Below are 26,146 nucleotides of genomic sequence, written 5' to 3' on the forward strand. Positions count from 1 at the left end.
TGCATGCTGATGATTTAAGGTTTGACCACCACCAACACCTGAATTGCTTCTGGTGTCACAGAAAGACCATCCAGCAATCCTAAACCTTCCTTTTGGAACTTCTGTAAACGTTCGATTTCATCTTGACGAATACTTGGGTTAAATTGCTTAAGATAAGTTAAACGGTCAATTTCATATTGCCATTTGCTGCCATAATGCTCTTTGGCTTGTTGCATCAATTCAGGCAAAGAGATTTTGGCAATATCTAAAGCTTGTGCGTAACGCTGTTCAATTACATCACGGCGTGCTTTCACAACTTGACGGCAGCTATTACCATCCAGATGATGCAGGTATGGGCGTAAAATGCCTGGGTCAATTTTGGCAGACAGGTCCTGACCATTTTCACTGAGCAACACACGAATCAACTGTTTTGGCAAGCTGGATGGCAGATTCAAGGCTTTTGGTGCAATCACATCCACCTTAAACCACACTTCCAGTAACACCGAGCCTTGTTTCAATGCATTCGATTTAAGTAATGCAACGTTAGTACTACCAAATGATTGTGTGCGGATCATTTCCATCACACTTTCAATAAATGGGTGTTCCAAGGTCAAATATTGTGCATCTTCACGGATCTGAGCCTGATCACGGTAGAATGTCGCGGTCATGCCCTCTTCGTCTAGAGTTAAACCCTGCACCTGCATCTGGTCGGTTGGCTTGATGATCACCGTACCATTGCTTTGCTCATCAAAGTCAATATTGGTCGATGACATGAAACGCTTCACAAACATTGGCAAAGTCGTGTTGTCATCATAGTCTTCAAGTGCTTGTACAATGCCCTGTGCAACGACTGGGCGACAAGAGTTGTACTCAAGCAAACGGTCACGGCCAGCTTGTAGCTCAGCTTCCAAAGCTTGACGTTGTACATTCACTTCTTCAAGTAAATCCTCAAACGTCTGACCTTGATCAGCCAATAAACAGTCTTTCAATTCAACAATAAAGTTCTCTTGCAGCGTTTGCGCCGTTGGAGAAATATTGCTGAAAATATTCAATGCTTCATTATACCAACGGAACATACGCTCTTGCGCTGTACCGATCAAATATGGCACATGAATCTGGATACGGTTTTCCTGGCCAATACGGTCCAGACGGCCAATACGTTGTTCCAGTACGTCAGGGTTTGCAGGTAAATCAAATAAGATCAAGTCACTGGCAAACTGGAAGTTACGTCCTTCTGAACCAATTTCCGAACAGAGAAGAATCTGAGCGCCATAACTGTCTTCGGCAAAGTATGCCGCCGCCTGATCACGTTCAAGCAGGCTCATACCCTCATGGAACATTGCTGTACGAATGCCCGCATGTAAACGTAGGGCATTTTCTAAAGCTTCAACTACAGGTCCACTACGTGCGATCAACAATACTTTTTTGTGCTTGAGATCTTTACGCAGTACTTCCATCAACCAAGGCACACGCGGATCGGTTTCCATCCATGCACCATCAAGCTGTCCCTCTTCAGGCCACATTTGCTCTCGCATTTTGCCGTCAAAAGACCAGTCTTCTGGTGCAGGCAATGGTGCAGGTTGACAGTCACGGCCTGGGAAGCCCTGAATCGCCTCACGGGTGTTACGGAACAGGATACGACCTGTACCATGACGATCCAACAGTTCGTGAATCGCACGCATACGTTGTTCAGGCTGATCATCAATACGATGACCCAATAAGCCATCCAGAGCAGCAAGATGTTCTTCAGTCAGTGCTTCATCTGACATTAAGACTTCAGCAACTTTAGCTGTTTGCTGATATTGTTCTTCTTCGTCAAGGAAACGATCTAAGCGACTAAAACGTTGCGGATCAAGTAAACGTAAACGTGCAAAATGACTTTCAACACCGAGTTGTTCAGGCGTTGCAGTGAGAAGTAAGACCCCCGCTGTTTGTTCAGCCAACTCTTCGACAAGATCATAACGATCATTACCGCCTTCTTCTTCACTCCACATTAAATGGTGTGCTTCATCGACTACGAGCAAATCAAAACCAGCCTCAACCGCTTGCTCACGCAAATCATCATGGTCAACCATCAAATCAACACTGGCAATAATACATTGCTCAGTTAAAAATGGATTGAGATCTGGATCGTGTTCTTTGATTGAAGCAGTACGTGTTAAGTCGAAAAGAGAAAATTGCAAATTGAAACGACGACGCATTTCAATCATCCATTGATACTGCAATGAATCAGGAACCAAAATCAAAATACGTTCTGAGCGACCCGTTTTTAGTTGTTGATGGATGATTAAACCAGCTTCAATGGTTTTACCTAGCCCCACTTCATCTGCTAACAAAACACGTGGGGCAAAACGCTTACCGACTTCGTGAGCGATATAAAGTTGATGTGGAATCAATCCAACACGAGCGCCAAGGAAACCACGTAAAGGACTAGTATGCATTTGCGCTTGTAATAGCATCGCTTCGATCCGAAGGTCATACCATTCTTTGTAATCAATTTGACTAGCAAGCAAACGCTCTAAAGGTTTTGAAAGCTGAATTTGCGCACCAATACGTGTTTCATTCAACGACTTACGTTCTTGCTCGCCATTTTCTAAAGTACGAACAACGTCGTAGCGAAGCACTCCATGACGATCTTCGATTGCTTCAACAATCCATTTTGTGCCTTCTTGATCTTGCACTTCATCGTTTACATTGAAAATGATACGAGATAAAGGTGCATTGTTACGTGCATACACACGTGTTTCATCACTTTTGGGGAATAAAATGCTGATAGAACGTTCATCCACATCAATAAGAACGCCTAAACCTAGTTCAGTTTCTGTATCTGATAACCAACGTTGACCAATAGCAAACTGCTGCAATTTTTCCACCTTTATCTCAAGTTAGCCTACATATTGTAGTGCCTAATTCAACGAAGAATTAATGCATTTTATGTAGTTTTCAACGATATGTATTTTGACACAAAGCGCGTTCAAATAGCGCGCATCACATCATGTTTCATAAAAAAGTTTTGGGCTAAAACGGTACAGGACTATTAAATGTCAACTGCTGAGCTGTTTTAGGATGAGTGAAGCTTAGTTCTGTCGCATGTAAACACAAACGATCATAAAGCTGTTGTTGTTCAGGAGTTGCATATAAGGTATCTCCTAGTATTGGATGACCTAGATATTGCATATGCACACGAAGTTGGTGTGAACGGCCTGTAATCGGAATCAATTTAACTCGGGTTACTGCTTGTCCTTGAATTTCGAAATGCTCAATGGCTTGCCATTCGGTTAATGCAGGTTTGTGATGTGCTGCATCAGCGATATGTAATGGCGGACGACTTGGATCATAAATCACAGGAATATCAACTGTGCCCTGACCCTCTAAATGACCAGCAACCAAAGCTTGATAAATTTTTGAGGTTTGCCGGTCTTGGAATTGACGTGAAATATTGCTCTGTCCAAATTTGGATAAACCAAACACCAAAATGCCTGAGGTATCTCGATCTAAACGATGAATGAGTAAAGTTTTCGGTTCTAATTTTAATAAACGATTGATCAGACAGTCTTGTAAATCGGGTGTTTTTCCTGGCACTGTCAGAAGCCCAGCAGGTTTATGGATCACCATAAAATCTTCATCACGATGAATCAAATGTTCACTTAGAAAATCACTCAAGGTAGCCTTCCAACGACTGGATGAAAACAAGCGGGCAATCATAAAAAGCTTGAAGAGAAATTACAATCAAATTTTAGCTAACTCAGTTATTTTTTAGCATGACTCACATTTAAGTCCCAAATAATACTGATCGTTTTCTCTAAATGGTGTATGCCACCACGAACTCAATAGTTTTAAATAAAGTTTTTTAAATTTGATTTGATATCAATATCGAAATTACAAAAAATAAAGTAACTTAACCCAGCCCAAAACTTTGGCAGAACTCTATGTTTTGACTCATGCAACAACTGAGCAATTTAATGAGTTGCAAGAAGAGTTTTGGGAAAAAGAAAGTGAAATCGAAACGGCAGCACGAGAAGCAATTGCGCATGGTTTTGATGTGATTGCTGGCGCTTATGGGTTTACTGATGCAGATATAGAAGAGCTTATAGCAACACGAGATTGGTAATTTTTGTAAAGCAAGCACACTCAGTAGTGTGCTTGCTTTTTATATTTTAGCCTTTCATCTCTGCAAAAGTTTCTTTTGCTGCTTGAATGGTCTCTGCAATATCTTGATCTGAATGCGTAGAAGAAATAAATCCTGCTTCAAATGCAGATGGTGCAAGATAGACACCACGCTTTAACATTCCGTGGAAGAACTTCTTAAATGCTTCAACATCACAAGCTAACATCGAATCAAAGCTGGTAATGTCCTCTTGATCGGTGAAATACAAACCGAACATACCACCGACTTGCTGAGTTTTAAATGGAATACCTGCTTCATCTGCCGCAGCTTGTAACCCTGCAAGTAATTTTGCGAGCTGTGCAGCGAGCTTGTCATAAAATTCAGGTTCACGGAGATGCTTGAACATCGCGATACCAGCACGCATTGCCAATGGATTCCCTGACAATGTACCTGCTTGATAAACACCGCCTAAAGGTGCGATGCATTCCATGATTTCACGTTTACCACCGAAAGCACCGACAGGTAAACCTGCACCAATAATTTTCCCTAAAGTGGTTAAATCAGGTTTTACCTTATAAACCGATTGTGCACCACCTAAAGCAACACGGAAACCTGTCATCACTTCATCAATAATAAATACCGATTTGTACTCATCGCAAACATCACGAATCGCTTGTAAGAAGCCGTCGATTGGCGTCACTAAGTTCATATTGCCTGCCACAGGCTCAATGATGACCCCTGCAATTTCATGACCAAACTTACTAAAGCATTCTTTTAAAGCTTCAATATTGTTATATGGCAACGTTAAGGTATGTTTTGCAAAATCAGCAGGTACACCTTTTGAAGTTGGCTCACCTTCACCTAAAGTGAGTAAACCTGAGCCTGCTTTCACCAATAACGAATCTGAATGGCCATGGTAACAGCCTTCAAATTTTACGATTTTGTCACGTCCAGTATAACCACGCGCTAAACGAATCGCGGTCATAGTCGCTTCAGTTCCTGAACTGGTCATTCGTACCAATTCAATTGAAGGCATAATCTCGCAAATGGTGTCTGCCAAAGTGGTTTCATATACCGTTGGTGCACCAAAACTTAGGCCATCTTCAGCTGCGGTTTGTACCGCTTGGATAATATCGGGATGCGCATGACCTAAAATCATTGGTCCCCATGAACCAACATAATCCACATAACGCTTCCCATCAACATCCCACAAGTACGCACCTTTTGCCTTTTCAATAAAGACAGGCGTACCACCCACACCGTTAAATGCACGTACAGGTGAATTGACACCACCTGGAATATGTTTATTTGCTTGTTTAAATAACTGTTCTTGCTTTGGAGATAAACTCATAAAAGACTCAACCTAGAATCGAAGAATAAAATGTCGAAACGATGCAAAAAATTATGCAAATAACTTTGCCCATGCATTTACACGAGCAGGAATTTCGGCTGTTGATCGCCCTAATATATCACTAATTACCGCACAAAGGCTTGCTCCTGCCTCGATGACCACTTGGGAATTTTCAACGGTTAAACCACCAATGGCACATATTGGTACTTCAAACTTCTGCTTTGCTTGTTGAATGACTGCAATTCCAACATTACCTGCTTCAGGTTTAGTTGAAGTGGCATAGACTGCGCCAAAGGCCACATAAGTTGCACCTTCAGCAATTGCCTTTTCAGCCAGTTCTAAGGAGTTTAAGCAAGTGCGCCCAATAATCACACCCTCTGGTAGACGTGCAGTCGCATCGATAATTTCGCCATCAGATTGTCCAAGATGTACGCCTAAACCAAATTGTTCTGCCAAAGCTAAATCATCATTAATTACAAATGGAACTTGGTATTTTTCACAAAGTGCTTTGATCTGTTCCACTTCTAGCTGTTGATCGGCTTTTGCAACTTTTTTTCGACGGTATTGCAAAATGGCAATATGCCCTGTTGCCAAAGCCACATCTAATTTTTCTAATAATAATTGGAGGGGATCATCATTGGTAATCAGATAAAGACCGCGCATAGTTCAAACTCATCAATTTCATGTATTAAAGTATAAAGCAAAAATATTACGCACTTTTAATAAAGCGCTCACGTGTAATTGCTAATATACGAATAATAAAATCATGAAAATACCAACACTTCCACCACCTGATTGATTTGTTGGGCTAGTTTTTTGTTCTGGAATAGTACTTGGATGCAGATAGTTATTTATCCAATCAGAGTAATTTGTAACTCGCGTATAAACACCAGGATAACCCACCTTGGCACAACCGACACCCCAATTTGCAATCCCAAGCAGATATGGCTTTTCTAAATTGTTTATCGTTAAACCTGCACCGCTATCACCATAACAAGCATCTGTAAGACTGTCTTGCATCGGTGATTCTGCACAAAGCATATTCTGAGTGATTTGTTGCGCGCTATATAATGATGATGAAGATAGACAATTGGCTAATTTTAGCGTGGTATATCTTAAAGTGGTTGGATACAGCGCAGGATTTCTCATCATTTGCCCTGCGTAATGCTGACAAACTAGAGATTAACTATTGTCACAATCCTCTAATACGCCCCACCCTGCAATGTGCGTCATACTCGCAATCAATGCATTTTGTTTTTCTAAAGTTGGATTAATAATATCGATTGTTTGGCAATTTTTACCACATTTTATAAAATCGACAGCACTTTCCAATTCTAATAGTGCAAGATCGTTATCATAAATACGATTATTATATTTCTCATGTATATGCCCCTTTTTAACTTTAATAATTTGTCCTAATTGAATATTTTGTAAATTTTGTGCGCCAATCAAAATATAATAATCACTGTTTTGTTTTTCGAGTGGTTCAATACAATGTGCTGCTGTCACCACCCAACGATCTGCAACTAAGCTTCCCGAGCAAATGTAGGATTAATAAGGGTCTAAGGGACTAGTTATGAGTGCAACTTGCCAAGGAATTTGTGCTTCTGTAGTCGTATTACCATTGATAATTCGAGCTTGCGGACTCATATTCGCCCATATGCTTTGTATAAAACTAAATAATAGAATACTTAGAATAATAGGATATTTTTTCACAAATATAAGTCCAAAAAATAATATTGAATGACGCATTAAATAATAAAGCATAAACTCTTTTTATTTTTTCATTTTAACTAATAAAATATGACTAGGAAATAAAAATCTATTTAATTTAAACTTTATAAGCTGCCTACATAGCAGTGAAACCGTAGGCGAGATAGTTACCATGATTCAAAAAGTGATTGGCTAAATCCCCCTGCTCAGGATTGCGTTCAAAACTGAGTTTGCAACGTGTTGCCGCAATCTTATAAAGCTGCTTGATAATTTGTGCTTCAGCAAGCAACAAATCGCCAACTTTGCTTTGATGCGGAATTTTCTTTTCAAATCCTGTTAACATCTGGGTGATATCTCGGTCATCCAGATAAAATCCTTCGGCTTGTAAATCCCGATCTTTAGCCCAAACTTTACGGATAAATTCGATACGCGCGAACTGAAATTGCTTTGCGACCTCTAAACGTTTCGCCTCATCAAACCAAAAGCTCATCCACCCCTGCATGTACTCCGTGAGGCGATATTCACTTTGTGGCATCATCCATTCAATTTCGCTGCCCATAAATAAAGGCGTTCCGCCGCCACCTGTAAAACCGCCCCCTGCACTGGCGAGTATCCGCATTGCCGCTTGGGTAATGGATGTGCCTGTACCCAATAAAATGACCGTGGTATTGGCGATTGGAATGTTCCAATATGGGTTTTCATTTTTGGCTTCTTTGAGATATAAAACTCAATCATCTTTTTGCATGACACGTGCATGTTCAAGGTAGTAAAGATTGGCACGTTTAGAATGTAAAATTGCTTTTAAATCGGAAGGATTGAGCTGTTCCATTATTATGATTTCTCTTATTTTTTCCTTATAATACTTGAACGATTGGTAATAAAAAAGCTGCAGAAGCAGCTTTGCGACAGTAGATGTCGTTTATCGTATTAAAGAAAAATATTTTTTAAGAATCAATTTTATCAAACTGACGATCAACCAAACTCAAACGCCCACGTGCAACGTCTGATAGCATCTTCCAATCCGAAATAAAGCTATAAAATGGTTGTTTAAAGCTAGCAGGTTTATTGTGTTCAAATAAAAAATGCCCCACCCAAGCGCAGGCATAGCCTGAGACTAAGCCATAAGCGAAGTATTTTGCTTTACGCTGACGGATTGCTTTACTAAAGAAATATAAGCCAATTGAACTACCGATCACGTGTAAACGGCGGCTCGTGATACTCCGATGCTCTGTCAGGTAGAAATAATAGAATTCATTATAATTTTTAATCGGTAATGAAAATTCCACTGGCTTATTTATCTTGGCTGGTGCATTCATTTCTTGATCATCCTAATCGTGCAAGATTGTTCACACGTTAATTCATTTTTTGCACAAAATAAAGTCATTAGGTGTCATCGTATCCAGACTTAAAACAACTTTACAATCATTCTTGAGGTCAACCCGTTATACTCATTTTATATTTATCATTCTTTGCGCTCAGGAGTCATAACATCATGGAAATAGAGCTTAAATTTCAACTTCCTGAATCTAAGAAAAAAAGTGTTTTACAAATATTGAATAAGCAAAAAGCACAAAAAATTCAGCTCCAAGCCAAATATTATGATACCGCTGACCGCTTACTTGCCAAAAACTATGTCGCTATCCGTTTACGCCAAGAAGGTGAGCATTGGGTACAAACCTTTAAAGCCGCCAGTAAAAATTATCTACAGCGCATTGAAGAAGATATTTATCTGGGTAAATGTGAACAAGAACCCGAACTTGATCTATCACTTTATCAGCACAATCGAACCGTTCAAACGGTGCTACGTGAGATTTTAGGTGATGCTCCTGCTAAGCTAGAATTACAGTTTCAAACAGACGTACAACGAAGTTTCCATGTGTTTGAGTTTCAAGATTCACAGATTGAAGTTTGCTTAGATGATGGTGAAATTCGTACTCCAACCGATCAAGCCAAAATTTGTGAAGTCGAATTTGAACTCAAACAAGGTACAGCACAGGACTTAATTGATTTTACCAAGACATGGGTAGATAAATATCAATTATGGCTTGATGTGCGTAGTAAAGCGGAACGAGGTAATTTACTCGCAGTTGGCAAACGTGTTTCTCCTGCGACCAAAGCCAAACAGCTCAATTTAAAATCTGAACTTAGCGCGGAACAGTCGCTTAAACTGATCGTCGAAAATACCTTAAACCACATATTGCCGAATGCTGCCGCAATTGCCGATGGTGTTGCTGAAGCCGATCATATTCATCAAGCACGTGTCGGTTTGCGTCGCTTACGTTCTGCTTTAAAACATTTTTCAAATTGGTCAGCACAGATTGATCCAACTTGGGAAAATGAATTAGCAGAACTTTTTAAGGCTTTGGGGCAATTACGTGATCACGATGCAATTCAGGATTCTGTGATTCCGCTTATAAAACAAAGCTGTGATTTTGAATTTCCTATTGATGCTGAAATAGATTCCAATATCGCCAAGCTTTTCAGCGGAGCTAAAACAACACAACTATTCTTATCATTATTTAGTTTTATATATTGTGGTGATGAATCGAAATCAAAATTATCTAAACAAGTGGCTAAAATTTTGAGCAAGCTTTTTCATAAAATTTTAATGGACGCGACTCAGTTTTCTACACTTACAGTTGAAAAACAACATCGTACTCGTAAGCGTATTAAGCAATTGCGTTATTGCATCGATTTTATTTCTAGGCTTTATCCTGAAAAAGAGGTTCAGCAATTTCTAAATAAACTTGAGCCAATTCAGGAGTATTTAGGTTTTTATAATGATCTCTTTGTGGCAGAACAGGTCTTTGAACAACAGGCAGCAGAACAACCACAATTTTTATTTGCACTCGGTTGGGTAAAAGCACAACAACCTCATGTCGCAAAGAAAGCAGATAAAAAGTTACAGCATTTATCGGCTCAAGATATTTTCTGGAAATAGCAATCTCTACTCAAACCCACATACTGATCAGTGTAAATCGCCCCTAACCCCTCTTTGAAAAGAGGGGGATGAAAAGCTTGACTGGATAAGAAATTATCAAATTCTATCGATATTTCCCAAAAATCTTCCATGTCCCATTATCGGCAATCGGATCACTATAACTATCATTACGCTGCTTACGTGGCTTATCTCGCGCATCTACCAATTTAAAATGCGGCTCAACACTTAAAATCACGCCATTCATATAAAAACGGGTACGCGTATATTCACTTTGTCCATGTTGAAAGACATAAGTTCGTAAATCAATAAACTCACGATGTGCCACCAAAGCCGCACTATCATCACTCCCCAACCATTCCTGCATCGCAAAAATTTGATCGGTCTCAAATTTTCCACATTTTTCGAGCAAAGCCGCTACGCCACGAAAAGTCTTAGATTCTTTAGCCCGTGTTTTATTAATTCGAATACGATCTACATGAAAGAAAAACAGTGGCAAATTTAGATGGCTCGGTAAATGAATTGCATCAACGACATCATCCTCCATAAAAGGCTGACAGAGTTGCTGCGCCCTTTCAATCAAAGGTTGCCATTGTTGGTAGTATTCATCGACCTCGTCCTTTAAACCATAATAAATCGGCAAACCTTCGACATGCTCTAAATATTGGGGTGGATGTATATGTTGACGTAGTAAAGCGATATCCGTTTTAAGGCTTTGAATTGCAATCGCATCTTGCATAGTGATTATTCTAATTACTTAGGCTATTTTAGATTAAGCCAAAGGTTTAGTTTCCGCAAGGCTTTGTCTATAATATCGTGTCTTATTTGTTGTTGGGAAAAATCATGTCTCAAAAAATTAATGCCACTGATGTGACAGAAGAAGAAGCTTTAAATGCGATATTTTTTGAGCGAGCAGATGAATTTATCAAACAAGCCAATGAGTTTTGTCGCCCACCAAAAGGACAGCAACCCAAACCAGAAGAGTTACGTGGACAAGTCAGCGCTGCCATGTTATTTGCAACAGCTCGCTTTAATACGTGGGTTGCAGCAAATAATTTTAAAGATGGCAATGAAATGCGTGATGCCAAAGAACAGGTGATGTCTTATTTATTGCAACAGTTTCAAATGATGCTTGAAGACAACTTTGACGAATATTGTGAGCAGTTTGAAAATTACTTACGCTTCCGTAAAAATGAAGATTTTCATACGCATAAACACGATCACGAATAATCTAAACGTAAAAAGAAAGCCACCTAATGGTGGCTTTCTTTTGGTCTGTTATTTTAAGTCTTGGGCTTTACCATATTGATCAGCCATCACTTCCACAAACTGATCCAATTTGATGTATTTTTTAATTACAGCATCAACATCTGCCTTACTCAACTTTGCAAGTGCTTGATCTCGTTCAGCACGATCCAACAATGTTTTATTTCGCTCTAATTGACCCGTAAGCATACTATGAATATTTCGTTCATCTTCTAATGAAGTCACACGCTTCTTCATAATATCGGCTTTGGCTGCCTCAACCTCTTGTTCAGTCACACCTTTGCTTAGCAAATCAGTTAATACTTTATGAACAGATTGGGAAACTTGATCAGAACGACCCGCTGTATAATTCGCAGTAATACTAATTGATCCACTATCTGTGTCGGAATCTAGATCAAGATTGCTTCCAAATCCATAAACAAGTGCATTTTTCTCACGTAATTCCTGCGCCAAGCGAGAAGACAATTGCGAGTTACCCATAATATGGCTAAGGATAATGAGTGCGGGAGCATCTTGATGATAAGCCCCTACTGGAATCGTCAGGATACTTTGATAGCTACCAAACTCACGTTGCTCGGATAGTGCATGGACTTTTTCAGCTTTGAAAGCAACATAAGGAGAAGTAATTTTTTGGTACGGCTGTTTCGTTTTCCACTGTCCAAATGCTTTCTGTAGCATGCTTTGCATTTTTTTCGGATCGAAATCACCTGTCACAGCAATTTGACCATGATCTGTCACAAAGAATTGATCATAGAATTGCTTCACCTGTGCTTGCGTAGCCGCATTTAACTGCTGCTTCGCAAACTCTGGTTCAAAGTGATAACGCAAATCACCTGGTTGATAGGTTTCGAGTAATCTTGCCAAAGTCATAGATGCGACTACAGCAGGTTCAGTATAAGGTCGATCTAATGCAGATAAACTCTGATTTTTTGCTAAATCAAATTCCGATTGTGCAAATTTAGGTTGCTTCATCACATCGACAATAAAGTTTAAAAAATCTTCAAACTTATCTTTTTTTGCCTGAATCCCAATTGTTAAACCATTACCATTTGAAGTGATAGATGCTCCACCACTTGCTGCAATCGCTTTATCTGTAATTTCTTGCAGTGTATGTTTTTCAGAACCACGCAACATCAAATAACTGGTTAAATCTAAGGTCACTCCTTTACCAAACAGTGATTTTTCTGTACCAAAATCTAAGCTAATCGTGGCATAGGTTTTGTCATCACGTGTTGTGGTTGGGAATAAAGCATAGCGAATACCATTCTTTAATTCACTACGTTGAATTTTTTGCTCATTTTTTTGCAATTGCTGCGCAGACTGTGCGACAAATTGAGTGACTTCTTGTCGATAAATGGCAACATCTTTCAAAGGTTCAGGCTTTTCGGCACTTTGGTCTAAGGTTTTAGGTTTATCTTGTGCCTTGAGTGTCATCGCTTTCTTTTGATCTTCAGGCGTAGGCTGAATATCTCCCGAAATACGATGCGATGATACTAAAAACTGTTTTAATGTTTGATTGGCATCATTTAATTTTAAATCTTGAATAGCTTGTAAATCTTTGAAGTATTGATCCCATTGTCCGTGTGAAGACACTGCATAATCACTAAGGCGAGAACCCAAAGCAACGGCATCATTTGCAATCGTATCAGCGGTATTTTGAGTAATAGTTTTGATACGTTGTAATTCTGCGTCGGTAAATGATTGACTATTCTCAACACCATCAATCAACGCATCATCAACTTTCTTTGCATCATGATTCGGCGCATACACCGCACCCATAAAGACCATATTAAAATCTTGGTCCAACCATGTCGTTGATTGAACAGCTGTACTCACTCCTGTTTCTACCATGCTCTTATACAACGTACCACTAGGCTGCATGGTATAAAGTGCTGGTGCAAGTGCTAATGCTGGTTGTAGTTGCGTATTTTTTCCATTCATATAAATGTGGAATTTAGCAAGATCACTACCCTTTTGAACCGTGAATTTTCGCTGCTCAATCTTACTAGAATCTAAGACCGGAACTTGAACAGGTACAGGCACAGTACGTGCAGGAATCGGACTAAAATATTGATCAATTTTATTTAATACTTCTGATTTATCAAATTTTCCAGAAATGACCATTACAGCATTATTTGGTGCATACCATGTTCTATAAAACTGATTTAGTTCATTCGTTTTTATAGATTTTAATTCAGGCAAATCACCAATCGGCAATCGACCTAAATATTGATTGCCATAAGCCGCTTTCCACATCTGATCCATCAATACTGCAAACGGTTGATCCATACGAATTTCACGTTCACGTTTTACGATTTCGATTTCAGATGGAACAAATTTTTCTTGTAGCACTAATTTATCCATACGCTCAGACTCGAGGTATAGAATTTCATTCAGTGCATTTTTTTCAGGACGAACAATATTTAAATATTTAGTCGAATAATAATCGGTACTGGCATTGGTCATTAAAGTGAATTGATCCAAACGACGCTGAAACTCCTCACCTTTTACATTTTGTGTGCCTTTAAATGCCAAATGTTCAAGCAAATGAGCAAGACCACTTTTCCCTTTAGGATCGTTAAGAGAGCCTGTTAAATACACGGTATTTACATAGACTTTATTTTCTTTATCATTTGGCGCAAGAATAACTCTGAAACCATTATCTAATTTGTATTCTTCAATATTTTTTTGACTTTTTACGAGTACTGTCTGAGACCAAGACGTTGCACTCAACCCGATCAAACAAAGTGAGAGAGTAAGCTGCTTAAACCGCATTAACATAGATTATCCGAGTTTTTTTGGTGATTTAAATAAAAACAACAAGCTATACTAGATAATGGTTTAAATTTTTAATAGTTATGTTTTGAAAAAAGCTGTGTATTTAAACAGCTTTTTTCTATGTTTTTATAGCGGTTTAGTTAAAATTTAGATCGTCAGTTCAGCCTGGATATACAGTTTTGCATAACCTGAAATTTCAATACGATCCTCAGACTCAATCACACACTCTAAAATCCCACCTCGAACTGATGCCTGATATGCGATAAGCTGAGTTTGATCAAGTTTTTCAGCCCATAAGGGCGCAATTGCAGTATGAATCGAACCCGTAACAGGATCTTCATTAATCCCAATCGCAGGGGCGAAATAGCGAGATACACAATCAAACTGACCTTCGCCTCTCGCTGTAATAGCAACATCAGGTTGAGACGCAGTAATTGCTGTACGTAATGCGCCTAATTGTTTTAATTTTTCAAAGTCGGGCTGCTCGTTTAATACATCAGCGACTGTTTCATATTCAACAATATACGCCTGACCATTCAGATAAACCGCTTTAAATGGCTTGGTTAAACCATCTCGAAGTTCTTGAGGATATTCAGATACAAGTTTAGCTTTTCGAATAGGGAAATTCATTTTAATCTTGCCGTCTGCTGCTTGGCTAACGATAAAGACTCCCAACTCACGCACATGAAATTGAATGGTTTTTATTCTTGTAAAATCTTTAAATAATACGAATGCACTTGCCAGTGTCGCATGTCCACAAAAAGCCACCTCGTCCTTTGGCGAAAACCAACGAATTTCATAATTTGTCTCATCAATCTTTTTAACAAAAGCCGTTTCAGAAAGATTATTCTCTAATGCGATATTTTGCATTAAGTTTTCATCCAACCATTCATCTAAGACAATGACTGCCGCTGGATTGCCTTTAAATAAGACTTGGGTAAAAGCATCAACTTGATACATCTTCATGACATGAGACTCTAAACATTTTTCAGCCATTTTGGACTTTTGGTCTATCAATGGTAGATACAGATTTTTCTAAATTAACGATACAGTGCATATTTATATGGTTAAAAATCATGTGAAACACACAATGAATGAACGATATTAACAAACAATACAATCGAACTAGAAAAAGGCCGACAAAGAAGGGCGTTACTTAAACACCCTTCTCTTTAGCTTAGCTTTGTTTAATCTTCCATGTGTTGAATGACTAAATTTTAAATTTAATTTATATATTTCAACAATTTAATAAAAATAATTCTATTCTAATATATTTTTATGTACACACTGATGTACAAGTCATTAAAAACCAACATTATTTACATCTATTTAAACTGGGTACATTATAAAAATTATCTTAGCACTGAACAAGAATAAAAATGCACCACTTCTACATAAAGAAAGAGCTAACTTAGCTAGTTATAGCTAGTTATAGCTAGAAATAACCCCACCCCCAAACAGATAATTACCGTTCATCGGCAGAATAAAAATAATTATAAATAATGCTTGACTGTGAGAACTCACAATGCAATAATGAACTCATCAAGACGAGATGGCTAGATCGAAAGTCTTGATAACTTAAACATTACTTAGTGAGATAAAATTATGAAAACTTTAAACATTAATGCATACGATGGCTTTACTACTGAAATCGAAGCAATCCAATTTTGGCAATTTGAATACGGCTACTCTGCGAATGTGGCTGTTAAATGTGGCGACTCAGGTGTTGTTCTTCTTTGTTTGTCTGGCGATGAAAATGAAGCTCGTGCAGAATGGCCTCAAGACATGATTTGGTCTGAGGAAGATAAGGAATTTCAGCTTTACATTGAATCTGAATTTACTGCTGCTGAGTTTCTGCACATCTTAGAATCAGAAGATAAAATCATTGAAAACAATATGTATTACTTAGAACAGTATGGCGAAAAAATGAATTGATAGAAAAACCCCACTGACTAGAGTGGGGTTTTTTAAGCTGCCTATTCGGCAGTAAACATTACTTAGCAAGCTAAGTCTGATTAATATATCAGTGAGATTTCAAAATGGCAAGTACAGCAGCAGAACGCAAAGCAGCAGAAACGCAACGAAAAGCTGAAATGGGATTGAGACGAAAGTCGTTTTGGCTTTCAGAAGATGAGTTTAAGATTATTGAAAGCTTTAAACAAAGTAATAATCTAAAAACAAATGATGAAGCATTACAGCAAATATTAAAGGCTATTAAAGAGATGCAAGACAGTAAATAACTAATGACGCTCACGATCTTAGATGAAAGTGAGCGCTTGCAAGTCACAGTTACTTCTTTAGAAATAGCGCTCGTTCAGCAGCACGTCTTCGCGTTAAGCCATTCAAAACCTTGCCCTTGGCTTTATTCCATCGCGGAAACTGATCTGCGGCACCTTGATAGTCTTTGGCATTCAGTTTCTTCAAAAGAGTTGACGATGCAAAATTGCCTGAACCAATGTTATAAGTCAGACTAACAAGAGCATCAAACTGGTTTTGAGAAAGTGGCGCCTTCACCAGATTATTCACTGAAGCCTCAAATCGCTTTAAATCGTGAGCAAAATAAGACTTGGCTTGTTCTAAAGTACACTTATCGCCTTTCTTTACTTTCACGCCATTCGGGTAAATTGTGGTGCCAATGCCAATGGTCCAAACACCCACCCCATCGTCATAAGCATTTAATCGAATACCCTCAAAACTAGAGATCAGATCGATTCCCGTTTTACTTATTGATTTACTCATTGTTCACCACCCTTTAATTTTTGCATTTCAATTTCATGCTTATCTTGCTCACGCTGAATCCGAATCATTGACTCAAGTTCTTCTCTCTTGTTCTTTCTGATCTGAAAATATGCATTCAATGCAAAACCCAAAATTGCAATTAATAAACCTGTAACTGCCACCCAATCTATACTTGCCAATGCCCCAAAAACTGTTGCTGTACTTCCTGCATATGTTGCTTTTGTAGCCACTGAAGCTGCTACTTCAGCGACACTGCTTGCTGCTTGATCATGCATTCACTTTTCTCCAGATAATAAAAAACCGCCAAAAAGGCGGTCATAATTGTTTATAAAATTTAAGTTTTTTATACACCAACCATTTTACTAGCATGATCAGACCAGTATGTTGCTGTTTGATATGCTGTTAAAGATGCAGATGGAACTTTAATTACGCATGAAGCATTTAAAGACAAGAATGTATTTGCATCAATTGTTGGGGGTGTGCTTGCTGTTATTGATATTTCAGTGCATGCACCTAACCCCAAAAACGCCTGATCTCCGATGCTCGTTAAAGTTGACGGTAGCACAACTTTCGGGCACTTATTGGCACTAGAGAATGCGGCAGCACCAATTGTTGTCACACCATCTGGAATGGTAAGCTGAGTATTTAATTCATAAAAATATGCAAAAGCTAAACTACCTATACTTTTAAGACCGCTTGGTAATGAAAGTGTTCTACAGTTTGACCATTGATAAAAGGCAGCAGTACCGATAGTTTTTGCTGCGCTAATCACAAGCCCAGTTGCATGATAACCAAAAGATGGATTTGAATCTGAATAAACATAGAAAGCATAAGGAGCGATTGCATTGTTTACATCGCTACCGATTGTCACTACACCTATGTTTCGAGGAAAATTAACCGTTGTTCCTGTCCAAGTGATAATACCTCCACCCGTTACGCCGCTTGGCGCATATAGCTCAACCGTTTTTGAACCGCCGTCTTTTGTAGATGTTACAGTGACTTTTTGCGCTGCTGTATAGTTATTGCCACCGAAGCTAATATCAAAATTACCGCTTGCATCTGCTGTACCTGTATATATTGCCATTATTCGATTACCTCGATTGTGATTATTGCGCCTGCTGGTGCTTTACCGCTAATACTCGTTCCATCAAATCGCATATTTGCTGATAATGTCTCATCTACAACTGCTGTAACTGTTGCCGCTGGAACTGTAGAACCAGTGACTTTATCTTTGTAAGCTGTTGCTGAAAGTGTAATAACTGGTGCTTTAATGAATATGTCATGCTCAAAAATTTGAAATGAATCATATCCATCACGCACAGCCCAAATCTTCAATTTATGAGTTTTGTTCGGCAATAAAACTGACTTGCTGATCGTGTAAGTATTTGCAGTAATTCCTGTTTGACTTAATAAAATAACGCCACTCTCTAAAAGCTGAATTGAATAAGTAACCCCCGTTTCTTTCGTTACGGTTGCATCTGTCCAACCCAAAATTGAGCCACCAGTTTGTTGCAAACGATTTCTATGCACCCATGAAACAACCAAATCATTCGCAATCGGAGATTCAGCAAGATAATAACTATTGTTAATCTTGATGTTTGCAGGCGGATACGGGCGTATCGCACGGGCATTAATTTCAAGTGATAATGGTGGTACATCATCTATAGTTAATGCGCTGCTCGGTGTTGTAGTCAATGACTTGGCACTAACAAATTCACCATAAACATACTGTGTTGTGTCATAAGACGGATACTTGTCATAAAAGAAAGCATTTGCATTTAAATTATGCTTCGCTGGAATCGTATCTAATGCGCCACGTTTAACAGTAATGACTTTTGTTGTAGCATTAAATGATTGATAAACCATAATTTCATCATCAACAATTAAACAACTGCCAATTTCTGCATTGCTAATTGAATCAACATTTTTTACAGCAAATGAAGTGTCAAGATAGTCAATGTTTTGATCTAAAGTTAGAGTTGGGCAGTAGTTAATTATATTTTTTTGAGCATAATTTGCACTAGAAGCTGCATACAACAACGCATTCAATGAGTTATTTTGCGGCTTTTTACTCGCAATCATTAAATAGCCAAGATCAGGATTATTTGCTAATTCTTCATCAACTTGCCTCTGCCCGAAGTTTTGAACAGCTTCAAAATACGGCATTTCAAATACTTTACTTGTATTTAGCTGAGCAGGAAAAACAACAGATGTTGGCGAATCAACATTGATTGGCTGATAATCTAATGCTGAATAAGGAATAACTTCAACCCAATCAATTGATACCGTATTATCACGACCATCACCAATACCGATTTTCATGATACGAACTGGCATTTCAACAAATCCAGCATTAATCCAAGACAGTTTGATTACATCGTATTTATTCAGCTCACGTGCTTCATACTTGCCTGTTGTAAAACTACCTTTCCAAGCTGGTGTAGATAACTGTTTAAGCTTCCAATTTGCGACTAATTCAGCATTTCGTCTATTCATGAAATACGGAAAATTTACAGCTTGAGTAATTTCTTGATTACCGTTGCTCATTAAATTTCCATTTTCGTACACATTGAATGATGATTCTTTAATATTATCTCTATCATAATATTTGACGTTGAGAACATTAATTAAATCATCTTGATTCGCAACTTCTCGACTAAAGTTTTTAATGTTGCTTTCATTAAAATGCATTGCATAATCACGTTCGATTAAATCATCTCGAAATAAAACAATCTCATATTGACCTGTTTGACGATTAACTCGTATTCCAGCTTCAATGTGATAAAGCAACTCGTCTATCGCTTCTTTGCATGACTTCTCTTGAATTGCCCAACTTACCCCAAGACCTTCATCCCAAATTCGGCTTGCTGCAAACTTAAAATTTTCATCATTAACATCTGATTCTGGCTTATTCATTGCAGTGTCATCAGTCAAGATTTCACGTATTTTATGAATTGGATTAATGTCTAAAAGGTCTGTTATATATCCTGGTACTTTGCCGATCGAATTAGTGACTGTTGTGCCAAGATAGCATCTAAGGGTTTTGTAACCAGCTTCTAGATTGTCGCTTGTAACAGCCCCTATTGCTTTTGCTGTGGTTTCAATTCTAGCTCCAGCATAAACTACCATTCTTCTTGTTATTTTGAACTTTTCAGTTTTACCATAATTTATGTCTGGTTCATAAGGAATCTTGGTTACTTCCTTACTTAATACCTTATAGTTACCTATAAATTTTTCTTTAAAATCTAAATTTTCTCCATAAGATTCAACCTCTTGAATTAACGTGATAAATCCGAAATTAGTAAATTCAACAAATGTTTCCACTTTAAGTACGCTTTCATTAGTCAATCCTGTGTTATCAAAAGTTAAATCAGAAAACGGGGTAGCGGGAAGATCAACATAAGAGCCATTTCCATCACCCATTTGCGATATTACTCGTGTGTTGATGTAACCAAATGCATTGATAAAAGTTTGAAGTGGAAACAGATCAGGGCCATCTCTTTCTGTTTTATCTTCGTATGCTCCAATTTCACATACAACAGCGCCATCGTCTCTGAATGCATACCACTGCTCAGAACCATCATTTTTAATTCTTGTGCGCTTTACACGATAAAGAACTTCTTTCATCATTCCTGACATTGAAACGATATGAAATCCTTTATCATTAGTTACGTCTCGATATACTAAATATGATAAATTTGGAAAAGCAGAAACTAGTTCGCTATCGTGTTTTGCTAAATACTGATTTTGCTGCGGATTTGGTGATTTTCCAGTATAAATATCCATCTTACCAACCCATCCGCCCTCTTGTTTATCTCCTCCAAATAAGTTTGGCTTATCGACATTCATCGTTACATCGCCATTTTTTAAAAGCTTTATATCTGCTGGGTCTGTAAAAATCCACCCTCGATTATCTGGATTAACATTGATCACTTGCTCAATCGTATTCCCAATTACAACCATTAGACCAGTAAAATATTTGTAACCGACAACTTGCTTGCTACTTCCGCCCATTTTTTGCAACCTCGACTACTTGTAGCGCCATAGCGTCACCAGTTTTAAGAAATAATTCAGCATCTAAGCCATTTTTAAGAAATTCTTGGAAATCCCATCCTTGTTTATCAAAAAAAGCACGAGTCCCCTTTGCACACATTTTTGCTTGACGAATATGATGCATATAGATTTTCATTTTTTCCCACCTTTTGCTTCTATCGCTTCTGCACTTTCATTTCCTTTCCAAACAATATTTCCATGCAAATCTGGTGTTCCCGCAATATCTGAAAATGAAACACCCTCATCAGCAAGTGACCCATCTAACTGAGATGGTTCAGGGCGGTTTTTCTTCTGCATCTTACGCATTGTGGAATACGAATATACAGCGCTAAAAAGACCAATAATTATAGCCACAATAGGAAGCCATGCTATTGCTTTTTCAGCTTCAATTCCTTTTGGCACATCCACATTACTAGCAGAACATAAAGATGGAATAAAGCAAATAACAATGATAATAAGCGCTAACATACAATACTCACTTTATAATCTGATCATTCGTAGGATTTACAGCAGGAACATTCGGAAAACCCATAAACCGAAGATGGTTATCAAACTTGTCGTGACAGACCTGTCTTGTTTGGTCGCACGCTGGAGCAATTTTTACAACATCACCTACTTGTAAACCAAAGTGCTGTCTATAGAGCGAAGCACTAATTGAAGTTGAACTTAGAATTGATGTATACACACCATTCTTAAAAATCAATCCTCGATTAAAATATCCGCTTTCATACGTTTTAACTTCTGTGACTGGATCGCCATTTTCATCTAAAACAGGATCTCCATTTTCATCAAGTACTGGAGTCGGATTAACCGTGAACGAAATGCTTAAAGCATTAACTGATGTCAAAGTAACTTCAACAGCCCAGTCATCAAAATTTAAACCACAAAAACGATCATAAATTTTATTAGCACATGACTTTTGAAACTTACGAGTAAGAATATTGCGGTTTTGATAAGTCTCAGATGTTGAGCAGACTAATGTCATTGTATTTGCATCGTCATCGAATTTTGGCTGTGTGACTCGCCCCTTATAAATTACTAAGCTTTCATCATTATAAAGCTCAAATATTGTGACTGTTACGCCACCGAAGTAGATTTTGTTTGAGAATAACTTTTGAATATCATCGCCATTTTCATTCGCTATCACTTGCGGATATGGAAATACGACGTCGGTTTCACACTTGTCTATATCTTCAACTTCAATATTCCCGCGACTTACAACAAATGGTAAATACGTTTTATCTTTATGAGTGACAGGCTTTGATGCACTGGTAAAAAGCCAAGTAATGTCTCCATACTTGAACTCAAACAGGTCTTTTTTAGACTTAAATAAATTCATCATGGCGATAACTCAACAATTGGGACTGTTGCTTCTACAATGTCCGCACCTTTGAAATAAAACTCTACTGCATCACTATTCAAGCGATACAGACCAAGATAAGAAACTCGTTCGATATTGATTGGCGGGTTTGGTATTAGGCTCATCACAATGTTCTGATCGCTTACGTTTGCTGAAATAACTGAATGAGCTGTCCAAATACCATTTGATTTGATTGCTATGTTTTTTTTGCTAAATAAATAGCCTTCATTTTTTACGACTAAGCTTTCACCAATTGCACTGACAACATTGAAATTATTTTGATAGCTTGGCATCCAAAATTGATTTAATCGCCCACGTCTACGATAAAACCACTTTTTATAATCAATATAGTCTTGTCTTGACTTCATGATTACACGAAAGTTCTTGTTGATCAGCGGATTCAGCCAGTGCGTGAACTGCCAAAATTGCCCTATTTCACCATCCGCTATCGACTGATGTTGTTCAAAATTCAGATCAAGAAAGTCACCATCAAGTAGCAATGGAGTGAAGTAAATGTCATCACCTTTATACTGCTGAGGATCTGCTGCAATTGGATATTCGACACTATCTAACACTCTTAAATTAAGTGTCGGCTTGAACATTAAGCCATTTGCTTGAGTCGTGAGATTTCCAGAAATAATGACTTTTCGTAATGGGATTATCTTCGCATCAGAAGCTGTTACAGCCTCATTTAGTCGATAACCATCGATATATACAGGCACATCTTCAACCACCTCATAGCGCCCAATTTCAGTGACTTCAAAGACTGTTAATACCCCAACAGCCTGTACAAGGATCAAGGTACCAACATTAATTCCAAGTTTGCTTGTATCAGCTTCAATAAAATCATCGCTAAGATTTCCAACCAATTGAGACTCTAAAGGCTGAGGCACTAAATATTCTTTCCGCATCCAAGAATACAAATCATTGAACATTTCAGGCACTTCATTTCTGAATGCGATTATTGACCAGTTAAAGGATTGTCTTGCAGCATCTAGCAAAGGAATCCTTTCCTCTCCCGTTGCGTCAAAACTTTGATGAACGTCAGTCTTAAACTCATAACGTTCAGTTGTTTCAAGCAATGGGCATTTTGTGAGCAAGATATAATCACGCTCATTTATAGTCACTTTCATAAATTGCTCACATAAAAAAACCGACCCATTAAGGTCGGTTTATTCAATACTTAAACTAATTTCTTAATTTGCTTTGATTTCTCTTCCAGTGATACAAGAATGCTTTCTCACCCGCTGCGCCTAGCATCTCTTGTTCCATAGCTTGTCTATCATCGAAAATTAAAACTTTAGTATTGTTGTCCACAACAGTTTGGCTAGAACTGCGTTCGTTCGCTGCCTGACGATCAGATAGATAGTTGCTCAAAGCCTGATTTCCTGACATATCCAAAACTTTAGTATCTACAACCCCACCATCCGCAAAGCCTTTACCAGTTCGCATAGCTTCAACATTACCTACACCGCCCAAACGTGCTACATCTGCTTGGGAGAAAACTACCTCTCCTTTGTGGACGATGCCTGCTGGATCATATTTACCGCCAGCGCCTGTGTAACCACCGTTTGCGAAGCCTTGCATTTGCACTCCCTTAATCTGAGCGGCTTGTGCAACTTGAAGAGCTGCAGCGGCTGCACCAATTGCTGGAGCGATATATGGTCCAATAAACGGGGTTCCCACTACAGCATCGTATGCTTTTGAATATGCTTGAGGAATGTTTAGCATTGCCTGTGCTACTGCAAATGCTTTCTGTGCTGCAAACAAAACCGCATAGGTTTTTGAATTTTCATCTACTAAAGAGGCGAAACCACCAAGCATAGACTGCACATAAGAAGCTCCATATTTTAAGGTCAAATCAAGCTTAGATTTCTGATAAGCTTCCTCGCTAAGTAAATCCAGATCACGCATTTTTTGTAGAGCTTCAAATTGCCTGACAAGTGGTGACTCATCAAACCCCATTACATCACGATAATTACTTATCGCATTATCTCTGATCTGTGACTCATCTTTGTTTTGCGAATAAACAGAAGCATTTAGAAGAGCCTTACGCTCATCATCTTCAATACTTTTATTAAGAAGAATCTGCTCTCGCTGAAATGCATAACGAGCTTCGATGTTATCCATATCAGTACGAAATGCTTCTGAAGCATCACTTATGCGTTGGCGTTTTTCGAGGTCTAGCCATGCCTTCTCCTGAATATATTTATCCTTTAAACCTTTTAAATTTGCTTGATACTGCTTATCTAACATTTGAGTATTTGCATTAAGTCTAAGGTTATTTAACTTAAATTCCTCTTCAAGTTTCTTTTGTTCGCTATATTTGTGCTGATTAATTTCGAATTCCTGTTCAGCCAAATATAGCGCCCTTTCTGCATTAAAGCGCTCCTTCGCCATGGTTGTGAAGTCAGATGTGTCTTTTGCATCAAACCCAGCTTTAGAGATTTCACTTAATTTCTTTTCTAACTCTAAACGCATCTGGTTTGGTTTGTCAGAAAACTCATAAATTAATGCTTCTCGAATTCTAGCTTGTTCTGCTAGTTTTTGATTTAATTCGCTCTGTGCTTTAGTCGCTGCTTTAGTTGCATCAGATACCTTATTTTGTTTATCAAGCCAATCCTGGGCACCTTTGGTTGCAGCCGTATTTGTTTTATTAGCCTGTTCCATTAGCGAGCCGAGTTTAGAAGTGGCGTTTGATACAGTTGTATCAACCAGCCCGTTTATACGATTTGCCGATTCTTCTAAAACCTTCGCATTGTCTGCAAGCGCCATACCAATACCAGAGTTTTCAGCACTTGCTGTGACCCCAAAGGTTAGCCCCCCTTTTAGTAATTTTATTCCAGGCAATTTGTCATACCACGATCCGCTTTCAGCAGCTTTCTGTGTAAGCTGATAAGAATCTAAAGCACTTTTTGATATTCCTGCCATGGCATTAGCAATTAAGTTCAAAGTTGCATAAACACCAATTCCTACTGCAGCCACCCCACGTAAAGAATTAGCTAGAATCTCTCCCGCATCGGCCATTCCATGTGCTTCTTTATTGCCACTAGATAAAGCCTCCGATACATCAACTAATGCAGGAATAACAGCACTTAATAATTGTTTCTTAAGCCCTTCATATTGCATATCTAACATTTGGGTTTGAACTTGTAGCTCTCTGGAGGCTTTAAGCGTCTTTTCATCCATTATAATGCCAGCACGTTCAGCAGCCTCACCCCACAAGCGCATTCCTTCTGCATTGTTCTTAAGGAGTGGTAATAGAAGTGTTGAGTCAGATGCCATACTTTCCATCAAAAAGGACATTTGATCTTGTGATAGATTTGCATCTTCCATTTTCTTGACAAATAATCCCATAGATTCAGGTCCTGAAAGCTTTGATAACTCTTTTGCAAGTTTCATTGCTCCATTAGCACCTTTCTCTGTCTTAACTGCAACTTGCTCCATAAAATCAACAAGTGGTCCTGAACCAGCAGTCAAGAAATCGCCAAAACGCTCATTCCAATCTTTCATAATGTCGCTTAACTTATCTGCCTCAATACCCATCATTTTTGCGCCAACAGACATTTTCTGAAATTCAGCTACAGATGTTTGTGCTAGATAAGCAAAACGCTCAAGTTCGGCATTATGTTTTGCCATGTTATCTGCCATAGCAATAATTGCGGCCCCTGCCGCTGCCCCTGATGAAACAGCAATAAGCCCATAATTATTTACAGAGTCACGCATTTTAGAGAAGCTTTTGGTTAGTTTGCTTTCAGCCTCATTAATCGGACCAACAAAATTTCCAATCTTCGTGACTAAATCTAGTGTTAATGTACCAAGTTTCACCGACATAGCTTTCTCCGAGTGTAAAAAAACCTC

The 26,146-nt window shown here is 38.4% G+C and carries 20 protein-coding genes and 4 pseudogenes; 5 read left to right on the plus strand and 19 right to left on the minus strand.

Annotation, left to right across the window (positions count from 1 at the left end; translation table 11 throughout):
- Window positions 1-14 precede the first annotated feature (14 nt).
- Complete coding sequence (gene rapA / locus M5121_RS03005) at window positions 15-2,852, minus strand: RNA polymerase-associated protein RapA (RefSeq protein WP_249570278.1); 2,838 nt, start codon at window positions 2,850-2,852, stop codon at window positions 15-17.
- A 145-nt stretch (window positions 2,853-2,997) separates the two neighbouring features.
- Entirely contained in the window at window positions 2,998-3,642 is a 645-nt protein-coding gene (locus M5121_RS03010; protein ID WP_249570279.1) for an RluA family pseudouridine synthase, read from the minus strand.
- Window positions 3,643-3,892: 250 nt separating this feature from the next.
- Here M5121_RS03010 and M5121_RS03015 point away from each other — a divergent pair.
- A pseudogene (locus M5121_RS03015) lies at window positions 3,893-4,090 on the plus strand (DUF5713 family protein); the annotation flags it as partial.
- A gap of 46 nt (window positions 4,091-4,136) precedes the next feature.
- Here the strand turns inward: M5121_RS03015 and hemL are convergent.
- The 5 genes and pseudogenes from hemL to M5121_RS03040 form a co-directional block, all read right to left on the minus strand.
- A complete protein-coding gene (gene hemL / locus M5121_RS03020) occupies window positions 4,137-5,438 on the minus strand; it encodes a glutamate-1-semialdehyde 2,1-aminomutase (RefSeq protein ID WP_249570281.1) in 1,302 nt (433 codons plus the stop codon).
- A gap of 51 nt (window positions 5,439-5,489) precedes the next feature.
- On the minus strand, window positions 5,490-6,101 hold the full coding sequence (gene thiE, locus M5121_RS03025) for a thiamine phosphate synthase (protein WP_249570282.1): 612 nt from the start codon (window positions 6,099-6,101) through the stop codon (window positions 5,490-5,492).
- Window positions 6,102-6,182: 81 nt separating this feature from the next.
- A pseudogene (locus tag M5121_RS03030) lies at window positions 6,183-6,950 on the minus strand (S1 family serine peptidase).
- 343 nt (window positions 6,951-7,293) lie between these two features.
- Window positions 7,294-7,980: pseudogene (cas1f, locus tag M5121_RS03035) on the minus strand (type I-F CRISPR-associated endonuclease Cas1f); the annotation flags it as partial.
- A 115-nt stretch (window positions 7,981-8,095) separates the two neighbouring features.
- On the minus strand, window positions 8,096-8,467 hold the full coding sequence (locus M5121_RS03040) for an Mpo1-like protein (RefSeq protein WP_249570283.1): 372 nt from the start codon (window positions 8,465-8,467) through the stop codon (window positions 8,096-8,098).
- Window positions 8,468-8,643: 176 nt separating this feature from the next.
- Here M5121_RS03040 and M5121_RS03045 point away from each other — a divergent pair, with 176 nt between their 5' ends.
- A complete protein-coding gene (locus M5121_RS03045) occupies window positions 8,644-10,092 on the plus strand; it encodes a CYTH and CHAD domain-containing protein (RefSeq protein WP_249570284.1) in 1,449 nt (482 codons plus the stop codon).
- Between the two features lie 103 nt (window positions 10,093-10,195).
- Here M5121_RS03045 and M5121_RS03050 read toward each other — a convergent pair whose 3' ends face one another.
- Window positions 10,196-10,828 carry a hypothetical protein gene (locus M5121_RS03050; protein WP_249570285.1) on the minus strand — a complete coding sequence of 211 codons (633 nt, stop codon included), beginning with the start codon at window positions 10,826-10,828 and terminating at the stop codon, window positions 10,196-10,198.
- Window positions 10,829-10,932: 104 nt separating this feature from the next.
- On the opposite strand from M5121_RS03050, the gene M5121_RS03055 reads away from it, so the two are divergent.
- Entirely contained in the window at window positions 10,933-11,319 is a 387-nt protein-coding gene (locus M5121_RS03055; RefSeq protein ID WP_005157976.1) for a DUF3144 domain-containing protein, read from the plus strand.
- Window positions 11,320-11,367: 48 nt separating this feature from the next.
- On the opposite strand, the gene M5121_RS03060 is transcribed toward M5121_RS03055, so the two are convergent.
- Together M5121_RS03060 and M5121_RS03065 are read right to left on the minus strand one after the other, a co-directional pair.
- Window positions 11,368-14,136, minus strand: coding sequence for a M16 family metallopeptidase (locus M5121_RS03060; protein ID WP_249570286.1), 2,769 nt, complete (start codon window positions 14,134-14,136; stop codon window positions 11,368-11,370).
- A gap of 144 nt (window positions 14,137-14,280) precedes the next feature.
- A complete protein-coding gene (locus M5121_RS03065; RefSeq protein WP_249570287.1) occupies window positions 14,281-15,099 on the minus strand; it encodes a PhzF family phenazine biosynthesis protein in 819 nt (272 codons plus the stop codon).
- Window positions 15,100-15,738: 639 nt separating this feature from the next.
- Here M5121_RS03065 and M5121_RS03070 point away from each other — a divergent pair.
- Together M5121_RS03070 and M5121_RS03075 are read left to right on the plus strand one after the other, a co-directional pair.
- Window positions 15,739-16,068 carry a hypothetical protein gene (locus tag M5121_RS03070; RefSeq protein ID WP_249570288.1) on the plus strand — a complete coding sequence of 110 codons (330 nt, stop codon included), beginning with the start codon at window positions 15,739-15,741 and terminating at the stop codon, window positions 16,066-16,068.
- Between the two features lie 104 nt (window positions 16,069-16,172).
- Window positions 16,173-16,373, plus strand: coding sequence for a hypothetical protein (locus M5121_RS03075; protein ID WP_249570289.1), 201 nt, complete (start codon window positions 16,173-16,175; stop codon window positions 16,371-16,373).
- A 49-nt stretch (window positions 16,374-16,422) separates the two neighbouring features.
- Here the strand turns inward: M5121_RS03075 and M5121_RS03080 are convergent.
- From M5121_RS03080 to M5121_RS03120, 9 genes and pseudogenes are all read right to left on the minus strand, one after another.
- Window positions 16,423-16,857 (minus strand): annotated as a pseudogene (locus M5121_RS03080) (lysozyme); the annotation flags it as partial.
- A gap of 11 nt (window positions 16,858-16,868) precedes the next feature.
- Window positions 16,869-17,147 carry a holin gene (locus tag M5121_RS03085; RefSeq protein WP_249570291.1) on the minus strand — a complete coding sequence of 93 codons (279 nt, stop codon included), beginning with the start codon at window positions 17,145-17,147 and terminating at the stop codon, window positions 16,869-16,871.
- Window positions 17,148-17,215: 68 nt separating this feature from the next.
- Window positions 17,216-17,956, minus strand: a complete 741-nt coding sequence (locus tag M5121_RS03090) for a leucine-rich repeat domain-containing protein (protein WP_249570292.1) — start codon at window positions 17,954-17,956, stop codon at window positions 17,216-17,218.
- Entirely contained in the window at window positions 17,956-20,886 is a 2,931-nt protein-coding gene (locus M5121_RS03095; protein WP_249570293.1) for a phage tail protein, read from the minus strand. The genes M5121_RS03090 and M5121_RS03095 overlap by 1 nt, the downstream gene beginning before the upstream one ends.
- Window positions 20,873-21,061 carry a hypothetical protein gene (locus M5121_RS03100; protein WP_249570294.1) on the minus strand — a complete coding sequence of 63 codons (189 nt, stop codon included), beginning with the start codon at window positions 21,059-21,061 and terminating at the stop codon, window positions 20,873-20,875. The genes M5121_RS03095 and M5121_RS03100 overlap by 14 nt, the downstream gene beginning before the upstream one ends.
- Complete coding sequence (locus tag M5121_RS03105; protein WP_249570295.1) at window positions 21,058-21,393, minus strand: hypothetical protein; 336 nt, start codon at window positions 21,391-21,393, stop codon at window positions 21,058-21,060. The genes M5121_RS03100 and M5121_RS03105 overlap by 4 nt, the downstream gene beginning before the upstream one ends.
- Window positions 21,394-21,400: 7 nt before the next feature.
- Window positions 21,401-22,267 carry a phage BR0599 family protein gene (locus M5121_RS03110; protein WP_249570296.1) on the minus strand — a complete coding sequence of 289 codons (867 nt, stop codon included), beginning with the start codon at window positions 22,265-22,267 and terminating at the stop codon, window positions 21,401-21,403.
- Window positions 22,264-23,418 (minus strand): hypothetical protein, encoded by a 1,155-nt coding sequence (locus M5121_RS03115; RefSeq protein WP_249570297.1) that lies wholly within the window; start codon window positions 23,416-23,418, stop codon window positions 22,264-22,266. Before M5121_RS03115 ends, M5121_RS03110 begins: the two co-directional genes overlap by 4 nt.
- A gap of 55 nt (window positions 23,419-23,473) precedes the next feature.
- On the minus strand, window positions 23,474-26,119 hold the full coding sequence (locus tag M5121_RS03120; RefSeq protein ID WP_249570298.1) for a hypothetical protein: 2,646 nt from the start codon (window positions 26,117-26,119) through the stop codon (window positions 23,474-23,476).
- Window positions 26,120-26,146: the final 27 nt, after the last annotated feature.

This window comes from Acinetobacter sp. ANC5681, assembly GCF_023488045.1.
GTDB lineage: Bacteria > Pseudomonadota > Gammaproteobacteria > Pseudomonadales > Moraxellaceae > Acinetobacter.